We start from the raw sequence: 17,330 nt of genomic DNA, 5'->3' as shown, positions 1-17,330 counted from the left end.
CACTCAAAATGAAAAAATAGCTAAATGAAAAAATAACTAAACCGTATACTCGCCCACTTTAGTCCCGTCGTCGCGCAGCATGGTAAGTGTCAGCTGTTTCTGGTCCGCTTTTATTTTAATGAGCGTACGCTTGCCTTCCTGGGGGCCTCCGCCAATGATCAGCGGGTAATTGTGCTGACCGGCAACAGGCGCATGTACGCCATAGGTATGCGTATGCCCGCATACGAGGATGTCTATCTTGTATTTGTTGAACAGCGGGCCGAAGAGCTGCCGGCAATGGGAGGCACCGTGCCAGTCGCCACCATGATAATGGGGAATGTGCATCAGCACGACTTTATGTTTAGCCTTTTTGTAGGCAGGGCTTTGCAGTTGTTTTTCCAGCCAGCGGGCCTGTTCTTCACGGTAACCGTCAAAATCGGCGATGCCGGCATATACGGGGGCGCTGTCTTCCTTGTCTTCTCCGGTGTCCAGCACAATGGCGTGTACCGGTCCCCAGGTGAAGGCGAAATAGCTGCCATGGTCAGGGTTATCGAAGTACTGATGCCATTCGCGGGCGTATTTGCCGCGGGTTTCGTGGTTGCCTCTTACATACATGAAAGGTTTTTGTGTGGAAAAAGTGTCGCCGCAGGGTGACAGCAGGTGGTCGATGATTTGCTGCTCATTGGATTGATAATCGAACATATCGCCGTTGAGGAACACAAAATCATAGGGATCGTTGCCGTTCAGTCCCATCAGATGAGGGATGGACTTCGGCCTGTCGTGAATATCGTTGAGCATGAGCCAGGACACTTCTCTGGCCTGCGTATCAGGCGCAGTGAAGGTGTATGTGTCGCTGGTGAGCGTATTGCCGTAGGTGAGCTTGTATGGCTGAAAATCAGTGATTTCTTTGGAAAGCACGCGATAGCTGTATTGTTTGCCTGGTTGAAGATGGGCCAGTTCTATGCGGTGGAGGCGGTTGTTGGCGTCTACCAGTCCTTTTGTTACGTGATGGGCTTTCTGGTTGAGCTGGCCGTCTGTGCCGTATTCCACCCAGCTGTAGCAGGGACGGGAGGTGAGCCACATGACCGCGATGGTGTCAGGGGCGGGCATTTGCAGGTAAGGTTTACAAAGGAAGGCGTGTGCGGGCTCATCGGTGGTGGTGGTGGTATTGGTTTTACGTGCGGCACCGGCAGCCAGGGGCGACAGGCCGGTTACGCCCAGCAGCCCCGCTTTGGACAGGTTGCCCAGAAAGGAGCGGCGTGACAGTTCATTGTTCATTTTCTTCATATTATAGTCAGATATATGTGAGGAATCGCTAAAAATAATCAGCGATAAAAGAAAAGCGTATTATTTTTATATGAACGGAGAAAGGATGGAAAGAAGAATGGGACGGTAAGTTATAAATGTTGAAAAATCTATATTTGATAGATTCCGCGTTGACTGTACAGGAATTTAGCTGTTAGCAACTGAAAACATCGCGTCAATTGAGGACTAAAAAGGTTTTTTTTCCTTAATAGCTTTTTGATTTTCCCCCATTAACTATTACCTTTGCGCCAAATTTTAGAAACCGTTGCAGCGCAACAGTTTTTGAGGAAATAACTTTTTAGTATTTTATAAACCTCTTTAAAAATATGCCTAACACAGGTAAGATCAAACAAATTATCGGTCCCGTGGTGGACGTGCACTTTGATGACAAATTGCCCGAAATCTACAACGCATTGGAAATTACCCGCGAAAATGGTCAGAAAGTAGTATTGGAAGTACAACAGCACCTGGGTGAAGACAGTGTACGTTGCGTGGCAATGGACTCTACTGACGGTATGGTTCGCGGAATGGCCGTGGTGGACAAAGGTGCGCCGATCAAAATGCCAATTGGCGACCAGGTGAAAGGACGTTTGTTCAATGTGGTAGGTGAGGCTATCGACGGTCTGGGTGATATCGCAACTGACAATGGTTATCCCATCCACCGCCAGCCGCCTAAATTTGAAGATCTGGCTACTGATACAGAAGTACTGTTCACCGGTATTAAGGTAATCGACCTGATCGAGCCTTATGCAAAAGGTGGTAAAATCGGTCTGTTCGGTGGTGCGGGTGTAGGTAAAACCGTATTGATCCAGGAGCTGATCAACAACATCGCAAAAGGTTATGAAGGTCTGTCCGTGTTTGCCGGTGTGGGTGAACGTACCCGTGAAGGTAATGACCTGATGCGTGAAATGATCGAAGCTAACATCGTAAAATATGGCGACAAGTTCAAAGAATCCATGGAACATGGTGACTGGGACGTAACCGCTGTAGATAAAGAATTACTGAAGCAGTCTCAGGCTACCTTCGTGTTCGGTCAGATGAACGAACCTCCCGGAGCCCGTGCACGTGTGGCCCTGTCCGGTCTGACCCTGGCGGAATACTTCCGTGATGGTGATGGCTCTGCAGGTGGCGGCCGTGATATCCTGTTCTTCGTTGATAACATCTTCCGTTTCACCCAGGCAGGTTCCGAAGTGTCCGCACTGTTAGGCCGTATGCCTTCTGCGGTGGGTTACCAGCCAACCCTGGCCACTGAAATGGGTCTGATGCAGGAACGTATCACCTCTACCAAAAACGGTTCAATTACCTCCGTACAGGCGGTATATGTACCTGCGGATGACTTGACCGACCCTGCTCCGGCTACAACCTTCTCCCACCTGGATGCTACCACCGTATTGGACCGTAAAATCTCCGACCTTGGTATCTATCCTGCGGTGAGCCCGCTGGATTCCACTTCCCGTATCCTCACCCCGGCCATCGTGGGTGAAGCACACTACAACTGTGCTCAACGTGTGAAACAAATCCTGCAGCGCTATAAAGAATTACAGGACATCATCGCCATCCTCGGTCTGGACGAGCTGAGCGACGAAGATAAACTGACCGTTTCCCGCGCCCGTCGTGTGCAACGTTTCCTGTCACAGCCTTTCCACGTGGCAGAACAGTTTACCGGTCTGAAAGGTGTACTGGTACCGATCGAAGAAACTATCCGTGGCTTTAACATGATCATGGACGGTGAAGTGGATGAATATCCTGAAGCAGCCTTCAACCTCGTAGGTAATATCGATCAGGCTATCGAAAAAGGTAAGAAATTACTGGAAGCAGCTAATAACTAATCCGAATGGTCCTCCGGGGCCATTTAATCACCATTCACGATCATAACATGCTATTAGAAGTATTAACACCAGAAAGAAAATTATATGCAGGCGAAGTGTACGGCGTACAGTTGCCAGGCATTGATGGTTCTTTTGAAATACTGGATAAACATGCGCCCTTAATCGCAGCGCTCGGAAATGGTAAAATGAAAGTGCTGAAAGATAAAAACCACAGCGAATTCTATACAATCTCCGGCGGCTTCGTGGAAGTGCTGCGCAACAAGGCTACTGTGCTCGTAGAAGGTGCGGTGGCAGTAGAAAAATAAATACTACCAGTTAGTACATATCATTTAACGGACAGGCCGGGTAAGATTACCCGGCCTTCGTTTTGTCCTAACTATTCCAATCTTAGAAGACCCGTTAGTCGGGTAAGATTACCTCCCCGGGATTTCCGCTATCCCACTTCTGTACAATACATCCCTACAGGGCCCCACATCGCTGTCGGACCGCAGTTATGCACGTACATCCATGAGCAGCCCTTTCACAGGCTGTGTATATTACCTAATGAATAATGCGCTTGTTATGTGTGATCTGTTTCTTCCTATCGTTGTCTCAGGTAAATTCGGGCGTCTTCTCTGAAGGTGCAATGTTTTTCATAGGTAGCCTTCATAGGTGTATTCTATCGGTTGTTCGTTACCTGATCTATAACGGGTTATTTTGTGTTGTTACTTTAGCAAGATATTTAATTTGTTGCAAAAAAAGTCATTCCTTTTTGTTCATTTTTGCACAAATAACCCTCACCAAAGCACATCTGCTTCGCTTTCAGAATATTAGAAAATTTAATTTAAGGAAGGATCAATGGGAAAATTTGCCATCATGGCGAAATTACTGCCAAGATTTCTCAACGCCTGCTGCCATATTTGCTGCTCCCGTGGGTCAAACACCAACGCCGGGGTGCTCTCAGAAGGTATCCACGACTTCTCCCGCAACTCCTCTTCCAGCTGACCGGCCGTCCAGCCGGAATAACCAATGAAAAACTTGATCTTCTGCAGGTCCAGCGCCCCTTTGTTCAATAACTCCACCACATCGTCAAACCGGCCGCCCCAATATACCCCCGGCACCACCTGCATCCCACCCGGGATCTGGTCAGGCATCTGATGTAAAAAATGTATCGTGTCCACCTGCACAGGGCCGCCATAATGCACCGGAATACCCGGATAAATGACGTCAGGGATCAACGCGTCGAGGGTCTGGTCAAATAACCTGTTGATAACGAAGCCAAAACTGCCCTTTTCGTCATTTTCACACACAAAAATCACCGTACGTGCAAAATTGGGATCTTTCAGAAAAGGATCGGCTATAAGCAAAATACCGGGCGCCAGACTAACCATATACATACGTTTTGATCTCTAACCAAATTTAATTAATTGATTACAAAGCAGGAAAGAAATAAGCAGGAAAAAGGAAACGGTTAGGAAGGGTAACAAAACTCATTGAAAAAGAAGGAAATAAAAAAAGGAGGCTAGAAAACCTCCTTACCATTTTATCAACCAAAATCTAAATCGCTTATGGAACGAATCCACGTCGATGTATGTAGAAAGTTTAATTACTTTGTTATAGAATGTTACTAATCAAATTTAGTACCAATTCTGTAAAGCAAAGGTAAGGAAAGTCGCATTAATAAAATCAGACATCCCCCGTTAAAATTACGTTAAAGTAATATTGTATTGATGTTAAGACACCTCGCGACCTTTGTAACTATTTAATTTTGTATCATAGTTGCTATAGCAAATATCTTTTTTAACAATTTTTAATATGTCAGGTTAAGTATATTTAAGGCCTGACCAGATTTGCATGATACCACTAAAGAAAATTTTCCCTGTAATCGTCGTCCTGATCACCTTGTCTCTCCTGGGCATTATCTATATCCAGGTGAGCTGGATCAAAAACGCCATCGCCATCAAAAAGGAACAACTGGTGGAACGGTCCATCAACATGATCACGGACGTACAACGTGATATGCTGAGCACCAGGCAGACCTACATCATGTTCCGCCTCAACAACAAAAAGGACCCGGCCGTCACCAAAGGGTTTTCGCTGGACATGGACCGGCCCGTGGCCTACGTGCCCGCCATGAGCGATATCTACAATCCGCAGCAATTGCGGGAACTCATACAGTCCAAAATGAGGAAAAACCACCTCGATTCTACCCGTTTTGAATTTGCCATCCTCGCGCCTATTGAAGGTATCGGTTCCCAGCTCAAACTGCATTCCGCCAATTTTGAACGGGCCTACCGGGAAAATGAAAAAGACAGTGTCAGCGAACGGAAACGCTATCAGGTGACCTATATGCCGCTGGAAGATATGCTCAACCTCAGCCCGCAAACGGAAAGCCTCATGATCATCATGCCATCGGACGATTCCATTGCCCGGCAACTGGGCCTGATGATCACCGGCAGCATCCTGTTTACCCTCATCATCGTCACCGCCTTTGCCCTGACCGTCCGCACCCTGCTGAACCAGAAAAAACTCTCGGAAATAAAATCGGACTTTATCAATAACATGACGCATGAGCTGAAAACACCGCTGGCCACTATTTCCCTGGCCATCGACGCCATCGGCAATGAAAAAGTGATGAGCAATACCGAAAAAATCCGCTATTTCTCCGGCATCATCAAGGAAGAAAACAAAAGGATGAACAAACAGGTGGAAAGCATCCTGCAATCGGCACTGCTGGAAAAAGATGAAATAGGCCTGAAACTACAGGCCATGGACGTGCACCAGGTGATCCGCAACACCACCGACAACCTGCAGCTGCAGCTGGCCGCCAAAAACGGCGTGGTAGACCTTCAGCTGGACGCCATCAACCCGGTGATCATGGCGGATGACGTACATTTCTCGAACGTGGTGTTCAACCTGCTGGACAATGCCATCAAATATTCAAAAGAGGACCTGGAAGTCAAAATACAGACCTACAATACCCGCAAAAGCCTGTTTATCATCTTCACAGACAACGGTATTGGTATGAGCCGGGATACTATTTCCCGTATCTTTGAAAAATTCTACCGCGCCCACACCGGCAACGTGCACAACGTAAAAGGTTTCGGCCTAGGCCTCACCTATGTAAAGGCGATCGTAGATGCCCACAAAGGAAAAATAAAAGTGGAAAGCACCCTGGGGAAAGGCAGTAAGTTCACCCTGGAGTTTCCACAGGAATAGATAAAAGATCCAGCGTATGACATTAAGTGAAAAAGAACTGCAGCATTTTAAACATCCTATCGCAGTGCCCGGCGTAGGCATCGATATGCAGGAAAAACTGAAAAACGCCCGTGTACTGGTGGTTGGCGCCGGCGGCCTTGGCAGCCCGGTATTGCAGTACCTCAGCGCCAGCGGCGTTGGCGTGATCGGCATTGCGGACTATGGCGTGATCAACGATGAAGATATGCACCGTCAGCCTGTCTACCAGATGCAGGATATCCGCAAACATAAAGCGAAAATGGCCGCCAGCAGGCTCTGGGCGGTCAATCCTTACACCAAACATTACCCGATGCTGGTACAGGCCAAGCCCGAAAATATCGCGCTGCTGCTGCCTGGCTTCGACCTGGTGATCGATTGTTCCCAGCACCTGCCTACACATCTGCTGCTCAACGATGCCTGTGTGAAACATGAACTCCCGCTGGTGATCGGTGAAGTACATAACTGGCAAGCCTGGTACGGCGGTTTTAATATGCCTTTGCCCGATGGCAGCAGGTCCGCCACTTACCGCTGCGCACTGGACCTGACAGAAGAATACCGCAACTTCGACGCGGGCGCACTGGGCGCCACACACGGCGCCACCGGCATGCACATCGTGCTGGAAGTGCTCAAATACCTGATGGACGTGCCTGGAGGCCTCGCCGGTAAGTTATACGGTAAAGATTACCTGCACAACCTCACCACTGTTCACGAGCTGACCGTCAATGCGGAAGTGCTGGAAAACACGCGTGCCGCAGGTATCCTCACGGCAGAAGATTACGGCCTGGAGATCGTTCCGGATGTGGAAGATTAAATAATTGTGATCAAAATAAAAGAAAAAGCACCCGTTGAGGGTGCTTTTTTTATGATCTGTTCTTTATGATAAATCATTTGCAAACCAAAGTGGAGCGCAGTTCCCCTACCTTCAGATCGTGTTTCACGCCCAGCTTCAGGGCATAGTTCTCCGGCTGGTGTCCGCAGGGGAAACCGAAACAAACGGGATAGTCATATTCCTTCACCATATTGTGAATAATTTCATATTCCGTCTGGCCAAAAGGAGTGGTGGTTTCCTTACCATCCGTGAAGGAGCCTACTACCAGCCCGGCGAGCTTGTCGAGCCACCCGGCACGTTTGAGGTTGTACATCATCCTGTCGATATTATAGCGGTATTCTCCGATATCTTCGAGGACGAGGATTTTATCTTTGGTATCGATCTGCGATTTGCTGCCGGAAACATTGGCCAGCAGGGACAGGTTGCCACCTACCAGCAGGCCGGAAGCGCTGCCTTCGCGGTTTAGTGTATGCGAGGGCGTAGTATAGCGGTATGATTTGCCTTTCAGCACAGCGGCGAGGCTGTTTACATATTCATTATCAATTGTTTCAGGCGTAATGCCGCTACACATCATGGAATGAATGGTAGGAATGCCGTAACGTTCATGGATATGGGCATGGAGGGTGGTCACATCGCTGTAGCCACAGAGCCATTTAGGATGCTTGCGGAAGCGGGTGAAATCAAGTTTGTCAAGAATACACACCATGCCATAACCACCGCGTCCGAACACGACCGCTTTAATTTCCGGATCGTCCAGCATGTCCTGCAGCTCTTCCAGCCGAAGTTCGTCCGGTGCGGAAAAATTGTGAAAGCTGGTACCCACGGTAATGCCCAGATGTACCCGGTATCCCCAGGATGACAACACGCCGGCAGCATATTCAGCCGCCTGTAGTTCCATTTTGCTGCTGGGGCACATCACTCCAATCAGATCGCCTTTTTTCAGATATGGCGGAATTTTTACCATTGTACTTTTGTTTACCTTTGCAGATTAGTGAATACTTTTACTATTCGCCTGACTAAGGTGATAAATTGTTTGATGATTCCAAAAACAAAAACGAGAAAAGAAATTTATTTAAGCATTCTTTAAGATAGTATGGGAAATTTTAACAGATATCTAATAACTGCGGCATTACCTTATGCCAATGGCCCCGTCCACATTGGGCACCTGGCCGGCTGCTACCTGCCCGCGGATATTTACGTGCGTTATCTGCGCGCTAAAAAGGCAGACGTGAAATTTATTTGCGGTTCTGATGAACACGGGGTACCTATCACCATCAAAGCGATGAAGGAAAACGTAACCCCGCAGGACGTGGTAGACCGTTACCACAAGATCATCGGCGACAGCTTCGCCGCCATGGGCATCTCTTTCGATATTTTCGCACGCACCAGCGCTCCCATACACCATACCACTGCGTCCGACTTTTTCCTGAAGATGTACAATGACGGCCTCTTTGAAGAAAAAGAATCAGAACAGTACTTCGACCCGGAAAAACAGGTTTTCCTGGCCGACCGCTATATTGTCGGTACCTGCCCCAAATGCGGCAACGACAAAGCCTATGGCGACCAATGTGAACGCTGCGGCACTTCCCTGAGCCCGGATGAACTGATCAACCCGCACTCTGCGCTCAGCAACGCCGTACCGGTCAAAAAAGCCACGAAACACTGGTACATGCCCCTCCAGAACTATGAGCCATGGCTGAAAGAGTGGCTGCTGGAAGGTCATAAGGACTGGAAAAACAACGTGTACGGCCAATGTAAAAGCTGGCTGGACTCCGGTCTGCAAAGCCGCGCCATGACGCGTGACAGCAACTGGGGCATCAAAGTGCCCCTGCCGGACGCTGAAGGCAAAGTGCTGTATGTATGGTTCGATGCGCCGATCGGTTATATCTCCGCCACCAAAGAACTGACGCCTGACTGGGCCAACTACTGGTGCAAGGAAGACACCAAACTGGTGCACTTCATCGGAAAAGATAATATCGTGTTCCACTGTATCATCTTCCCGGCCATGCTGAAAGCCCACGGCGGATTTGTACTGCCGGAAAACGTACCGGCCAACGAATTCCTGAACATCGAAGGGGAAAAAGTGTCCACCTCCCGCAACTGGGCGGTATGGGTACACGATTACATCAAGGATTTCCCTGACCAGCAGGACGTGCTCCGTTATGTGCTGTGCAGCACCGCACCGGAAACAAAAGACAACGACTTTACCTGGAAAGATTTCCAGACCCGCAATAACAGCGAACTGGTAAACAACCTGGGCAATTTCGTGAACCGTACCATGGTGCTCACGCATAAACTGTGTGGTGGCAAAGTGCCGCGTTTCCATGAAGAAGTGGCGGATGATACAGATCGCGAAATGCTCGCCGCTTTCCAGGCTGCCAAAGAAAGCGTGGAAACCAGCCTCGAAGCCTATCGTTTCCGTGAAGCGCTGGGCGCTGTAATGGAATTCTCTACCAAAGGGAATACCTATATGCAGAAGAAAGAGCCGTGGATACTGGCCAAAGCAATGGAAAATATCAAAGCAGGTAAGCCTGCCGGCGATTATACCGAAGCGGATTTGCCTGTGTTACAGATGAAAATAGACAACAGCCTGCATATCTGTCTGCAGCTGATGGCTAACCTGGCCATCTTTACCCATCCGTTTATGCCATTCACTTCCCGGAAGATATGCCATCTCCTGAAAGTGGTGGACCGTATGCTGGAATGGGAAAATGCCGGCAGCGCCAAACTGGTGAGCGTAGGCTATTCCCTGCGGGAACCGGAACTGCTGTTCAAGAAAATTGAAGACGATGTGATCGCTGCACAGGTAGAGAAACTGCACGCAGGCCTCGTTAAACCGGTCGCAGAAGCAGCTGCCGCCCCGGCTGCCGCAGAGAAGCCTGCCGCTCCGGCCAAAGCGGAAATACAGTACGACGATTTCGCGAAGCTCGATCTGCGCGTAGGTACCATCATACAGGCGGAAAAAGTGGAAAAAGCGGATAAACTGCTCAAACTGCTGGTAGACATCGGTACAGAACAACGTACAGTCGTTTCCGGTATAGCCATGCATTTTAATCCGGCTGAGATCATCGGCAAACAGGTGACACTGGTGGCCAACCTGGCTCCCCGGAAAATGCGTGGAATCGAAAGCCAGGGCATGATCCTCATGGCGGAAGACAACGGTAAACTGGTATTTGTGAACCCGGCAGAAACAGTCGCTCCCGGTAGCGGCGTGAGCTGATATCCCGGCACCACAAGTTTTACAGATAAATTAACACGTAAGGGAGCGAAGGTCAACTTCGCTCCTTTGCTTTTAAGATAACTGCCATCCGGGCAGGGCTGCGGGGAAATTTCAGTTTTCCCGGTTTTCGAATTATCTGTAAAAAACTTTATGTCTTTGTATCCCGCAGGTGTCGTTGCGTGAAAAAAAATCCTAAATTCAAGGATCATAAAAGGCTAAAGCTATGCAAAGACACATCAACAAAGTAGCCGTCCTCGGCTCGGGAGTAATGGGATCAAGAATTGCCTGCCACTTTGCAGGTATCGGCGTACAGGTTTTATTGCTGGATATAGCGCCGAAAGAGTTGAATGATGCTGAAAAGAAAAAGAACCTCTCGCCCGAGAGCCCCGCTGTGAAGAACCGGATCGTGAACGATGCGCTGCAAGCTGCCATTAAATCAAACCCTTCACCGGTATATACCAAAGATGTGATCAAACGCATCAAGACCGGCAACTTCACCGATGATATGAAACGCGTGGCAGAAGTGGATTGGATCATCGAAGTAGTGGTGGAAAACCTGGACATCAAAAAAACAGTTTTTGAACAGGTGGAGAAATTCCGCAAACCCGGTACCCTGATCACTTCCAATACGTCCGGCATTCCCATCCACCTGATGACAGAAGGCCGCAGTGAAGATTTTCAGAAACATTTCTGCGGCACCCACTTCTTTAACCCGCCCCGCTATCTCCGGCTGCTCGAAATTATACCCACTCCGCATACAGACCCCGCTGTGATTGATTTCCTCATGCACTACGGTGACCTGTACCTGGGTAAAACCACTGTGCTGTGTAAAGACACGCCGGCATTCATCGCCAACAGGGTGGGGGTGTATTCCATCATGGCCATTTTCCATATCATGCAGGAAATGGGACTGGGCATTGATGAAGTGGATGCGCTGACCGGCCCGGTGATAGGCCGTCCCAAATCCGCTACCTTCCGTACGGCAGACGTGGTAGGTATCGACACACTGGTGAAAGTGGCCAAAGGTGTAAAAGAAAACTGTCCCAATGATGAAGAGGCAGCCATCTTCGATATACCGGCCTTCCTGCAAAAAGTAGTGGAAAACAACTGGTTGGGTGATAAAACAGGGCAGGGCTTCTACAAGAAAACCAAAGGTGAAGGTGGTAAGGAAATTCTTACCCTTAACCTGCAAACGATGGAATACGGGCCTAAACAGAAACCCAAATTCGCCAGCATCGATGCAGCCAAGCCAGTGGAGGACCTGAAACAGCGCCTGCGTATGCTGGCAGCTGCCACAGACAAAGCCGGACAGTTTTATCAGCAGTTCCATGCACGGCTCTTCGCTTATGTGTCTCACCGCATTCCGGAAATAGCCGACGATATCTATAAAGTGGATGACGCCATGAAAGCCGGTTTCGGCTGGGAAATAGGGCCCTTCGAAAGCTGGGACCTGCTCGGGGTGGAAGCATCCGTTAAACTGATTGAGGAAAAAGGCCTCACCGTAGCGCAATGGGTAAAAGATATGCTGGCCAAAGGCATCAGCAGCTTCTACAAAGTTGAAAACGGTAAAAAATTCTATTACGATGTTGCCAGCCAGGCTTACAAAACGGTGCCGGGCGAAGGCGAATTCATTATACTGGAAAACTTCTCCAACAATATCGTCTGGAAAAACAGCGCCTGTAACCTGATAGACATCGGTGACGGCGTGGTATGTTTCGACTGGAAAACCAAGATGAACACCATCGGCGGTGAAGTGCTGGAAGGACTGAACAAAGCGGTGGACCGCGCGGAGAAAGACTTCCGCGGCCTTGTTGTAGGCAACGAAGGCACCAATTTCTCTGCCGGCGCCAATGTAGGCATGATCTTCATGCTGGCAGCGGAACAGGAATACGATGAGCTGGACATGGCCGTACGCCTGTTCCAGCGTTCCACTATGCGTTTACGTTATTCCTCTATTCCGGTAGTGGTGGCGCCGCATGCGCTGACGCTCGGCGGCGGCTGCGAAATGGCGTTGCATGCCGATAAAGTACAGGCTGCTGCGGAAACCTACATCGGTCTCGTGGAGCTGGGCGTAGGCCTGATCCCCGGCGGTGGCGGCACCAAAGAAATGACGCTGCGCGCCAGCCTGGAGTTTAAGGAAGGCCGCATCGAGGAAGAACCACTGAAAGATTACTTCATGGCCGTAGCCACCGCAAAAGTGGCCACCTCCGGTTTTGAAGGCTTCGATATGGGCGTGCTCCGCAAAGGACATGACGAAATCACCATGAATGCGTCCCGCCTTATTGCAGACGCCAAACGCAGCGTGATCGCCCTGGCCGACGAAGGTTATACCCGGCCGGTGGAAAGAACGGACATCAAGGTAATGGGCCGCAGCGCGCTGGGCGCCCTGCTTGCCGGCGTATACGCCATGCGCTTTGGTAATTATATCTCCGACCACGACCAGAAAGTGGCCAACAAACTCGCGTATGTAATGTGTGGCGGTGACCTCACCGAACCATCATTCGTCAGCGAACAATACCTGCTCGACCTGGAAAGGGAAGCATTCCTGAGCCTCTGCGGCGAACGCAAAACGCTGGAACGCCTGCAGAGCGTGATCAAAACAGGTAAACCTGTGCGTAACTAATAATTCTCTTATAAACACAAAGGGAAATACAGGGGAGATTTCGCCATAAGATCTTTCACTGTGTTTCCCTTTACTTTTTCATTCAACTAAAATACCAACGCCAGCTGTGTCTATCCTGTCCATACAAAATATCTCAAAGAAGTTCGGCGCCGTACAGGCTTTGTCCGGTGTGTCTTTCGACGTGCCGCAGGGCGCCGTGTACGGTATCCTTGGTCCGAACGGGAGCGGTAAAACCACCCTGCTGGGCATTGTGACCGATGTCCTGAAAGCCGATACCGGCAGCTTCACGCTGTTCGATCAGGCCGCCTCTGCCCGGCAACGCCGGCAGATAGGGACTTTGCTGGAAACACCCAATTTTTACCACTATCTCAGCGGATACCGTAACCTCGAGATAGCTGCCGCGATCAAACAACGCGATAAAAATGATATCGCCCGCGTGCTGGAGCTGTGCGGCCTCACCGCCAGACAACATGCCACCTTCAAAACCTACTCCCTGGGGATGAAACAGCGACTGGCCATCGCGTCTGTCATGCTGGGCGACCCGGAAGTATTGATACTCGATGAGCCTACGAACGGACTAGATCCCGCCGGTATCGCGGAAGTGAGGGAGCTGGTGCGTAACCTGGCCGGAGCGGGTAAGACCATTATCCTCGCCAGCCACCTGCTGGACGAAGTGGAGAAAGTATGTACCCATGTGGCCATTCTGCGCAACGGAAAACTGCTGCTCTCCGGCAGCGTAGACGTCGTGATCAGCCGGCATGATTACCTGGAACTGGGCGCTGCAGATAATGAAGCGCTTAAATCCGCACTGCTGGCATATCCTGGCTGCACCAGCGTGCAGCTCAACGGCAACGTGGTGGTGGCGGTGTTCAATGCATCGCCGGAACCGGCGCAGGTCAACAACTACCTGGCACAACAGGGCATCTGGCTGCAGCACCTGCAACTCCGCAAAAAGAGCCTCGAAAAAGCATTTCTGGAAATAACCAACGATCCCGCATGAAACAATTACTCTATACCGAATGGCTGAAAGTGAAGAACTACCGCACTTTCTGGATAATGCTGCTGGTCGCGGTGATCATGATACCGGCCGGAAACTACGTGCCGGCGGACATTATGTCGAGCCGCGAACTCAACCAGGCAACAAAAATGCTGGGACAAACACCTTTTGGTTTTCCGACCGTCTGGCAAACCGTTGCCAACATCAGCAGCTACATGACAGCTTTGTTTGGGCTGATGCTGATTATTTTGGTCACGAACGAATATACTTTCCGTACCAGCCGTCAGAACATCATCGACGGATGGGAACGCCGCCAGTTTGTATATGCCAAACTGATATGGGTACTGCTGTTATCTGTATTAGCCCTGGTGGTGGCCATACTGACTGCCGTGGTCCTTGGTTTCGCCTATGGCAGCAACGCCATCAGCCTGGAAGGTTTCAGCTATCTTTGGTACTACTGGTTACAGCTGGTGCTGGCACTGAGCCTGGCGTTGTTGCTGGCCGTGCTGGTAAAAAGGGCGGGGTTCGCCATGGCTATTTTCCTCGGTTATACCATGATGCTGGAACAAACGCTGGTATTGTTGCTCAAACGTTATGTAGGTCCCGTTGGCGGCCTGTTGCCGCTGCAAACCGGCGATGAGCTGCTGCCTTTCCCGTTGGTCGGAAAAATGGTCGCAGCCAGCAGTGACCGGTACGATGACAGCATTTATTTGTTATTCCTGGTAGGGTACATTGCGCTGGTCATCTACCTGGTTTTCAGGAAAGTATTAAAATCGGATTTGTAAAAAAAGCTATATATTTCACATTCTTTTAAAGCGAAATGTTTGTGAGAGAGCTTAAATTTGTTGGGCAAAGTAAAAATGTGAAATATGGAAAAACAGGAGCGCATCATATTAGTGACAAACGACGACGGTATAACGGCGCCGGGTATACGGGCTTTGATTGAAGCAGTGCGGCCGTTGGGAAAAGTAGTGGTAGTGGCACCGGACAGCCCGCAGTCGGGCATGGGGCACGCCATTACGATTGGTGTTCCTTTGCGTTTGAACCAGGTAAATATTTTTGAAGATATAGAAGCGTGGCAATGTTCCGGTACACCGGTAGATTGCGTGAAACTGGCGAGAGATAAAATACTGCATCGTAAACCGGATATCTGCGTAAGCGGTATTAATCACGGTGCTAACCACTCTATCAACGTGATCTATTCCGGCACCATGTCGGCAGCCATGGAAGCAGCTATTGAAGGCATTCCTTCAGCAGGCTTTTCTTTCCTGGAATACAGCTATGACGCCGATTTTTCACTGCCCGCCAAAGTGGCCCGTGAGGTGACAGAACGGATGCTGGCTTCTGAGCTGCCGGCCGGAAGCCTGTTCAATGTGAACATTCCGGTGGTGGAGGAAAAAGATTTCAAAGGACTCCGCCTTTGCCGGCAGGCAGATGCCAAATGGGTAGAGGAATTCGACGAACGCCGCGACCCGCATGGCAAAAAGTACTACTGGCTCACCGGACAGTTCAAAAACAGGGACGTAGGAGAAGATACGGACGTATGGGCGCTGGAAAACAACTACGCGTCTGTGGTGCCGGTACAGTTTGACCTGACCAATTACAAGCTGAAGAAACAGCTGGAAGAATCCTGGAAGGATCTCTAAGAACAACGGCAATATCGCCACTATTATAACCTTATGTTGAAAAAAGACAATCTTTCGTTAGGAATCGTACTGGGGCTGCTGACTCCCCTGGTAGCATTTTTCCTGTATTACTTTTTCCTCATCAGACCCCATAACAATATAGGGCTGGGACAGTTTTTTAATATCCTGAAAGACAACCGGCAAATGATTCCCAAAATAGTGAGCATCTGCCTGTTGGTGAATGGATTAGTCTTTTTTCTGTATACCAGGACCCGGAAAGATATTACCGCAAAGGGCATCTTTCTGATGACAATGCTGTATGCCATTGTCATCTTGTTACTTAAACTGATCAGATAATTTTTAATAAACACCAGATTGAAATATTACATTATAGCAGGAGAGGCATCAGGGGATTTGCATGGCAGTAACCTGGTGAAGCAGATGAAGCAGCTGGACACGGCGGCGGATATACGTGGATGGGGAGGCGATATGATGGAAGCCGCCGGGGTGAATGTGGTGAAACACTACAAGGAACTGGCCTTTATGGGCTTTGTGGAAGTGGTGATGAATCTCCGAACGATCCTGCGTAATATGGAAATGTGTAAAAAAGATATCGCCGCTTTTAAACCGGATGTGCTGGTGCTGGTGGATTATCCTGGCTTTAACATGCGCATTGCCGAATGGGCAAAGCAGCAGGGTATCAAAATAGTATATTATATTTCCCCGCAGGTATGGGCCTGGAAGGAAAACCGTGTGAAAAAGCTTAAGCGCGATGTGGACAAGATGCTGTGCATCCTGCCGTTTGAGCAGGATTTTTACCGTAAATGGAACTACGAAACGGAATATGTAGGTCATCCGCTGGTGGAGGTGATCAAGGCAGCCAAGGAAGAACCGGCCGACACGCCGTTGTCTGACAAGCCTATTGTGGCGGTGCTGCCTGGCAGCCGTAAACAGGAGGTGAGCGTCAAGCTGCCGATCATGCTCACTATGGCCAAACATTTTCCGGAATACCAGTTCGTGGTGGCACAGGCGCCCAGCCTCGACGACCATTTTCTGGAAAGCCTCACCGGACAACATCCCAACGTGTCCATGGTGAAAGGCAAAACCTATAAGCTCCTGCGGCAGGCCAAAGCGGCCCTCGTTACCTCCGGTACCGCCACGCTGGAAACAGCGCTATTCGGCGTGCCTGAAGTGGTCTGCTATAAAGGCAATCCCATCTCTTATTTCTTCGCCAAAAAACTGATTAAAGTAAAATATATCTCCCTGGTCAACCTGATCATGGACCGGCTGGTGGTGAAAGAACTGATCCAGCACGATCTTACAGAAGAAAACCTGCTGAAAGAGCTGACCAGCCTGCTGAAAGATGATAAAGCCCGTCAGCACCTGATGGCCGACTACGCGGAACTATGGCATAAACTCGGCGAAAGAGATGCCAGCAGAAGGGCTGCGGAAGTAATCGTGAACTACGCTAAAAACAAATAGCTAAATAAAAAAATAACTAAATCATAAATGATTTAGTGTCTTCTTATCAGCCTCACAATCATCACAATCAGGGCAATCAGAAAAAGAATGATCGAGATGCGGTTCATGCCGTGCATCATCGCTACATAACGTGTTTTAGGCGCGTTAGGGTCCCCTTTGCCAATATAGAAGTATCTTAATATTTGTTGCCAGAAACGTTTCATGCACCAAAGATCGGAAATCAAT

At 49.4% G+C, this 17,330-nt stretch carries 15 protein-coding genes; 11 read left to right on the top strand and 4 right to left on the bottom strand.

The window, feature by feature from the left end; all coding sequences use genetic code 11:
* Nucleotides 1-36 precede the first annotated feature (36 nt).
* Entirely contained in the window at nucleotides 37-1,266 is a 1,230-nt protein-coding gene (locus HGH92_RS07480; RefSeq protein ID WP_211092555.1) for a purple acid phosphatase family protein, read from the bottom strand.
* A 344-nt stretch (nucleotides 1,267-1,610) separates the two neighbouring features.
* On the opposite strand from HGH92_RS07480, the gene atpD reads away from it, so the two are divergent.
* Complete coding sequence (atpD, locus tag HGH92_RS07475) at nucleotides 1,611-3,113, top strand: F0F1 ATP synthase subunit beta (RefSeq protein WP_168870098.1); 1,503 nt, start codon at nucleotides 1,611-1,613, stop codon at nucleotides 3,111-3,113.
* Between the two features lie 47 nt (nucleotides 3,114-3,160).
* The gene (gene atpC / locus HGH92_RS07470) at nucleotides 3,161-3,418 is read left to right on the top strand and encodes an ATP synthase F1 subunit epsilon (RefSeq protein WP_168870097.1); all 258 of its coding nucleotides are present in this window, start codon (nucleotides 3,161-3,163) and stop codon (nucleotides 3,416-3,418) included.
* A 513-nt stretch (nucleotides 3,419-3,931) separates the two neighbouring features.
* On the opposite strand, the gene HGH92_RS07465 is transcribed toward atpC, so the two are convergent.
* Nucleotides 3,932-4,483 carry a YqgE/AlgH family protein gene (locus tag HGH92_RS07465; RefSeq protein ID WP_168870096.1) on the bottom strand — a complete coding sequence of 184 codons (552 nt, stop codon included), beginning with the start codon at nucleotides 4,481-4,483 and terminating at the stop codon, nucleotides 3,932-3,934.
* 463 nt (nucleotides 4,484-4,946) lie between these two features.
* On the opposite strand from HGH92_RS07465, the gene HGH92_RS07460 reads away from it, so the two are divergent.
* The gene (locus HGH92_RS07460) at nucleotides 4,947-6,311 is read left to right on the top strand and encodes a sensor histidine kinase (RefSeq protein WP_168870095.1); all 1,365 of its coding nucleotides are present in this window, start codon (nucleotides 4,947-4,949) and stop codon (nucleotides 6,309-6,311) included.
* 16 nt (nucleotides 6,312-6,327) lie between these two features.
* Complete coding sequence (locus HGH92_RS07455; RefSeq protein WP_168870094.1) at nucleotides 6,328-7,140, top strand: HesA/MoeB/ThiF family protein; 813 nt, start codon at nucleotides 6,328-6,330, stop codon at nucleotides 7,138-7,140.
* 73 nt (nucleotides 7,141-7,213) lie between these two features.
* Here the strand turns inward: HGH92_RS07455 and HGH92_RS07450 are convergent, their stop codons facing one another.
* Nucleotides 7,214-8,122 carry an LD-carboxypeptidase gene (locus HGH92_RS07450; RefSeq protein WP_168870093.1) on the bottom strand — a complete coding sequence of 303 codons (909 nt, stop codon included), beginning with the start codon at nucleotides 8,120-8,122 and terminating at the stop codon, nucleotides 7,214-7,216.
* A 129-nt stretch (nucleotides 8,123-8,251) separates the two neighbouring features.
* Here HGH92_RS07450 and metG point away from each other — a divergent pair, with 129 nt between their 5' ends.
* The 7 genes from metG (at nucleotide 8,252) to lpxB (ending at nucleotide 17,105) form a co-directional block, all read left to right on the top strand.
* Nucleotides 8,252-10,378 carry a methionine--tRNA ligase gene (gene metG, locus HGH92_RS07445; RefSeq protein WP_168870092.1) on the top strand — a complete coding sequence of 709 codons (2,127 nt, stop codon included), beginning with the start codon at nucleotides 8,252-8,254 and terminating at the stop codon, nucleotides 10,376-10,378.
* A 223-nt stretch (nucleotides 10,379-10,601) separates the two neighbouring features.
* Nucleotides 10,602-13,001, top strand: coding sequence for a 3-hydroxyacyl-CoA dehydrogenase/enoyl-CoA hydratase family protein (locus HGH92_RS07440; protein WP_168870091.1), 2,400 nt, complete (start codon nucleotides 10,602-10,604; stop codon nucleotides 12,999-13,001).
* 106 nt (nucleotides 13,002-13,107) lie between these two features.
* Complete coding sequence (locus tag HGH92_RS07435; RefSeq protein WP_168870090.1) at nucleotides 13,108-14,001, top strand: ABC transporter ATP-binding protein; 894 nt, start codon at nucleotides 13,108-13,110, stop codon at nucleotides 13,999-14,001.
* Entirely contained in the window at nucleotides 13,998-14,783 is a 786-nt protein-coding gene (locus tag HGH92_RS07430) for an ABC transporter permease (RefSeq protein ID WP_168870089.1), read from the top strand. The genes HGH92_RS07435 and HGH92_RS07430 overlap by 4 nt, the downstream gene beginning before the upstream one ends.
* A gap of 84 nt (nucleotides 14,784-14,867) precedes the next feature.
* Nucleotides 14,868-15,644 (top strand): 5'/3'-nucleotidase SurE, encoded by a 777-nt coding sequence (gene surE, locus HGH92_RS07425; RefSeq protein ID WP_168870088.1) that lies wholly within the window; start codon nucleotides 14,868-14,870, stop codon nucleotides 15,642-15,644.
* A gap of 33 nt (nucleotides 15,645-15,677) precedes the next feature.
* Nucleotides 15,678-15,980 (top strand): hypothetical protein, encoded by a 303-nt coding sequence (locus tag HGH92_RS07420; RefSeq protein WP_168870087.1) that lies wholly within the window; start codon nucleotides 15,678-15,680, stop codon nucleotides 15,978-15,980.
* A gap of 18 nt (nucleotides 15,981-15,998) precedes the next feature.
* Nucleotides 15,999-17,105, top strand: a complete 1,107-nt coding sequence (lpxB, locus tag HGH92_RS07415; RefSeq protein ID WP_168870086.1) for a lipid-A-disaccharide synthase — start codon at nucleotides 15,999-16,001, stop codon at nucleotides 17,103-17,105.
* Between the two features lie 32 nt (nucleotides 17,106-17,137).
* Here lpxB and HGH92_RS07410 read toward each other — a convergent pair whose 3' ends face one another.
* Nucleotides 17,138-17,308 carry a DUF6728 family protein gene (locus HGH92_RS07410; protein ID WP_168870085.1) on the bottom strand — a complete coding sequence of 57 codons (171 nt, stop codon included), beginning with the start codon at nucleotides 17,306-17,308 and terminating at the stop codon, nucleotides 17,138-17,140.
* Between the last annotated feature and the right edge of the window lie 22 nt (nucleotides 17,309-17,330).

It is taken from the genome of Chitinophaga varians (assembly GCF_012641275.1).
Classification (GTDB): domain Bacteria; phylum Bacteroidota; class Bacteroidia; order Chitinophagales; family Chitinophagaceae; genus Chitinophaga; species Chitinophaga varians_A.
This window is presented reverse-complemented; position numbering and strand designations above follow the sequence as displayed.

Bases quoted from the DNA above. Each gene is read 5' to 3' on its own strand.
- HGH92_RS07480 (WP_211092555.1), bottom strand. From the start codon at position 1,266: ATGAAGAAAATGAACAATGAACTGTCACGCCGCTCCTTTCTGGGCAAC.
- atpD (WP_168870098.1), top strand. From the start codon at position 1,611: ATGCCTAACACAGGTAAGATCAAACAAATTATCGGTCCCGTGGTGGAC.
- atpC (WP_168870097.1), top strand. From the start codon at position 3,161: ATGCTATTAGAAGTATTAACACCAGAAAGAAAATTATATGCAGGCGAA.
- HGH92_RS07465 (WP_168870096.1), bottom strand. From the start codon at position 4,483: ATGGTTAGTCTGGCGCCCGGTATTTTGCTTATAGCCGATCCTTTTCTG.
- HGH92_RS07460 (WP_168870095.1), top strand. From the start codon at position 4,947: ATGATACCACTAAAGAAAATTTTCCCTGTAATCGTCGTCCTGATCACC.
- HGH92_RS07455 (WP_168870094.1), top strand. From the start codon at position 6,328: ATGACATTAAGTGAAAAAGAACTGCAGCATTTTAAACATCCTATCGCA.
- HGH92_RS07450 (WP_168870093.1), bottom strand. From the start codon at position 8,122: ATGGTAAAAATTCCGCCATATCTGAAAAAAGGCGATCTGATTGGAGTG.
- metG (WP_168870092.1), top strand. From the start codon at position 8,252: ATGGGAAATTTTAACAGATATCTAATAACTGCGGCATTACCTTATGCC.
- HGH92_RS07440 (WP_168870091.1), top strand. From the start codon at position 10,602: ATGCAAAGACACATCAACAAAGTAGCCGTCCTCGGCTCGGGAGTAATG.
- HGH92_RS07430 (WP_168870089.1), top strand. From the start codon at position 13,998: ATGAAACAATTACTCTATACCGAATGGCTGAAAGTGAAGAACTACCGC.
- surE (WP_168870088.1), top strand. From the start codon at position 14,868: ATGGAAAAACAGGAGCGCATCATATTAGTGACAAACGACGACGGTATA.
- HGH92_RS07420 (WP_168870087.1), top strand. From the start codon at position 15,678: ATGTTGAAAAAAGACAATCTTTCGTTAGGAATCGTACTGGGGCTGCTG.
- HGH92_RS07410 (WP_168870085.1), bottom strand. From the start codon at position 17,308: ATGAAACGTTTCTGGCAACAAATATTAAGATACTTCTATATTGGCAAA.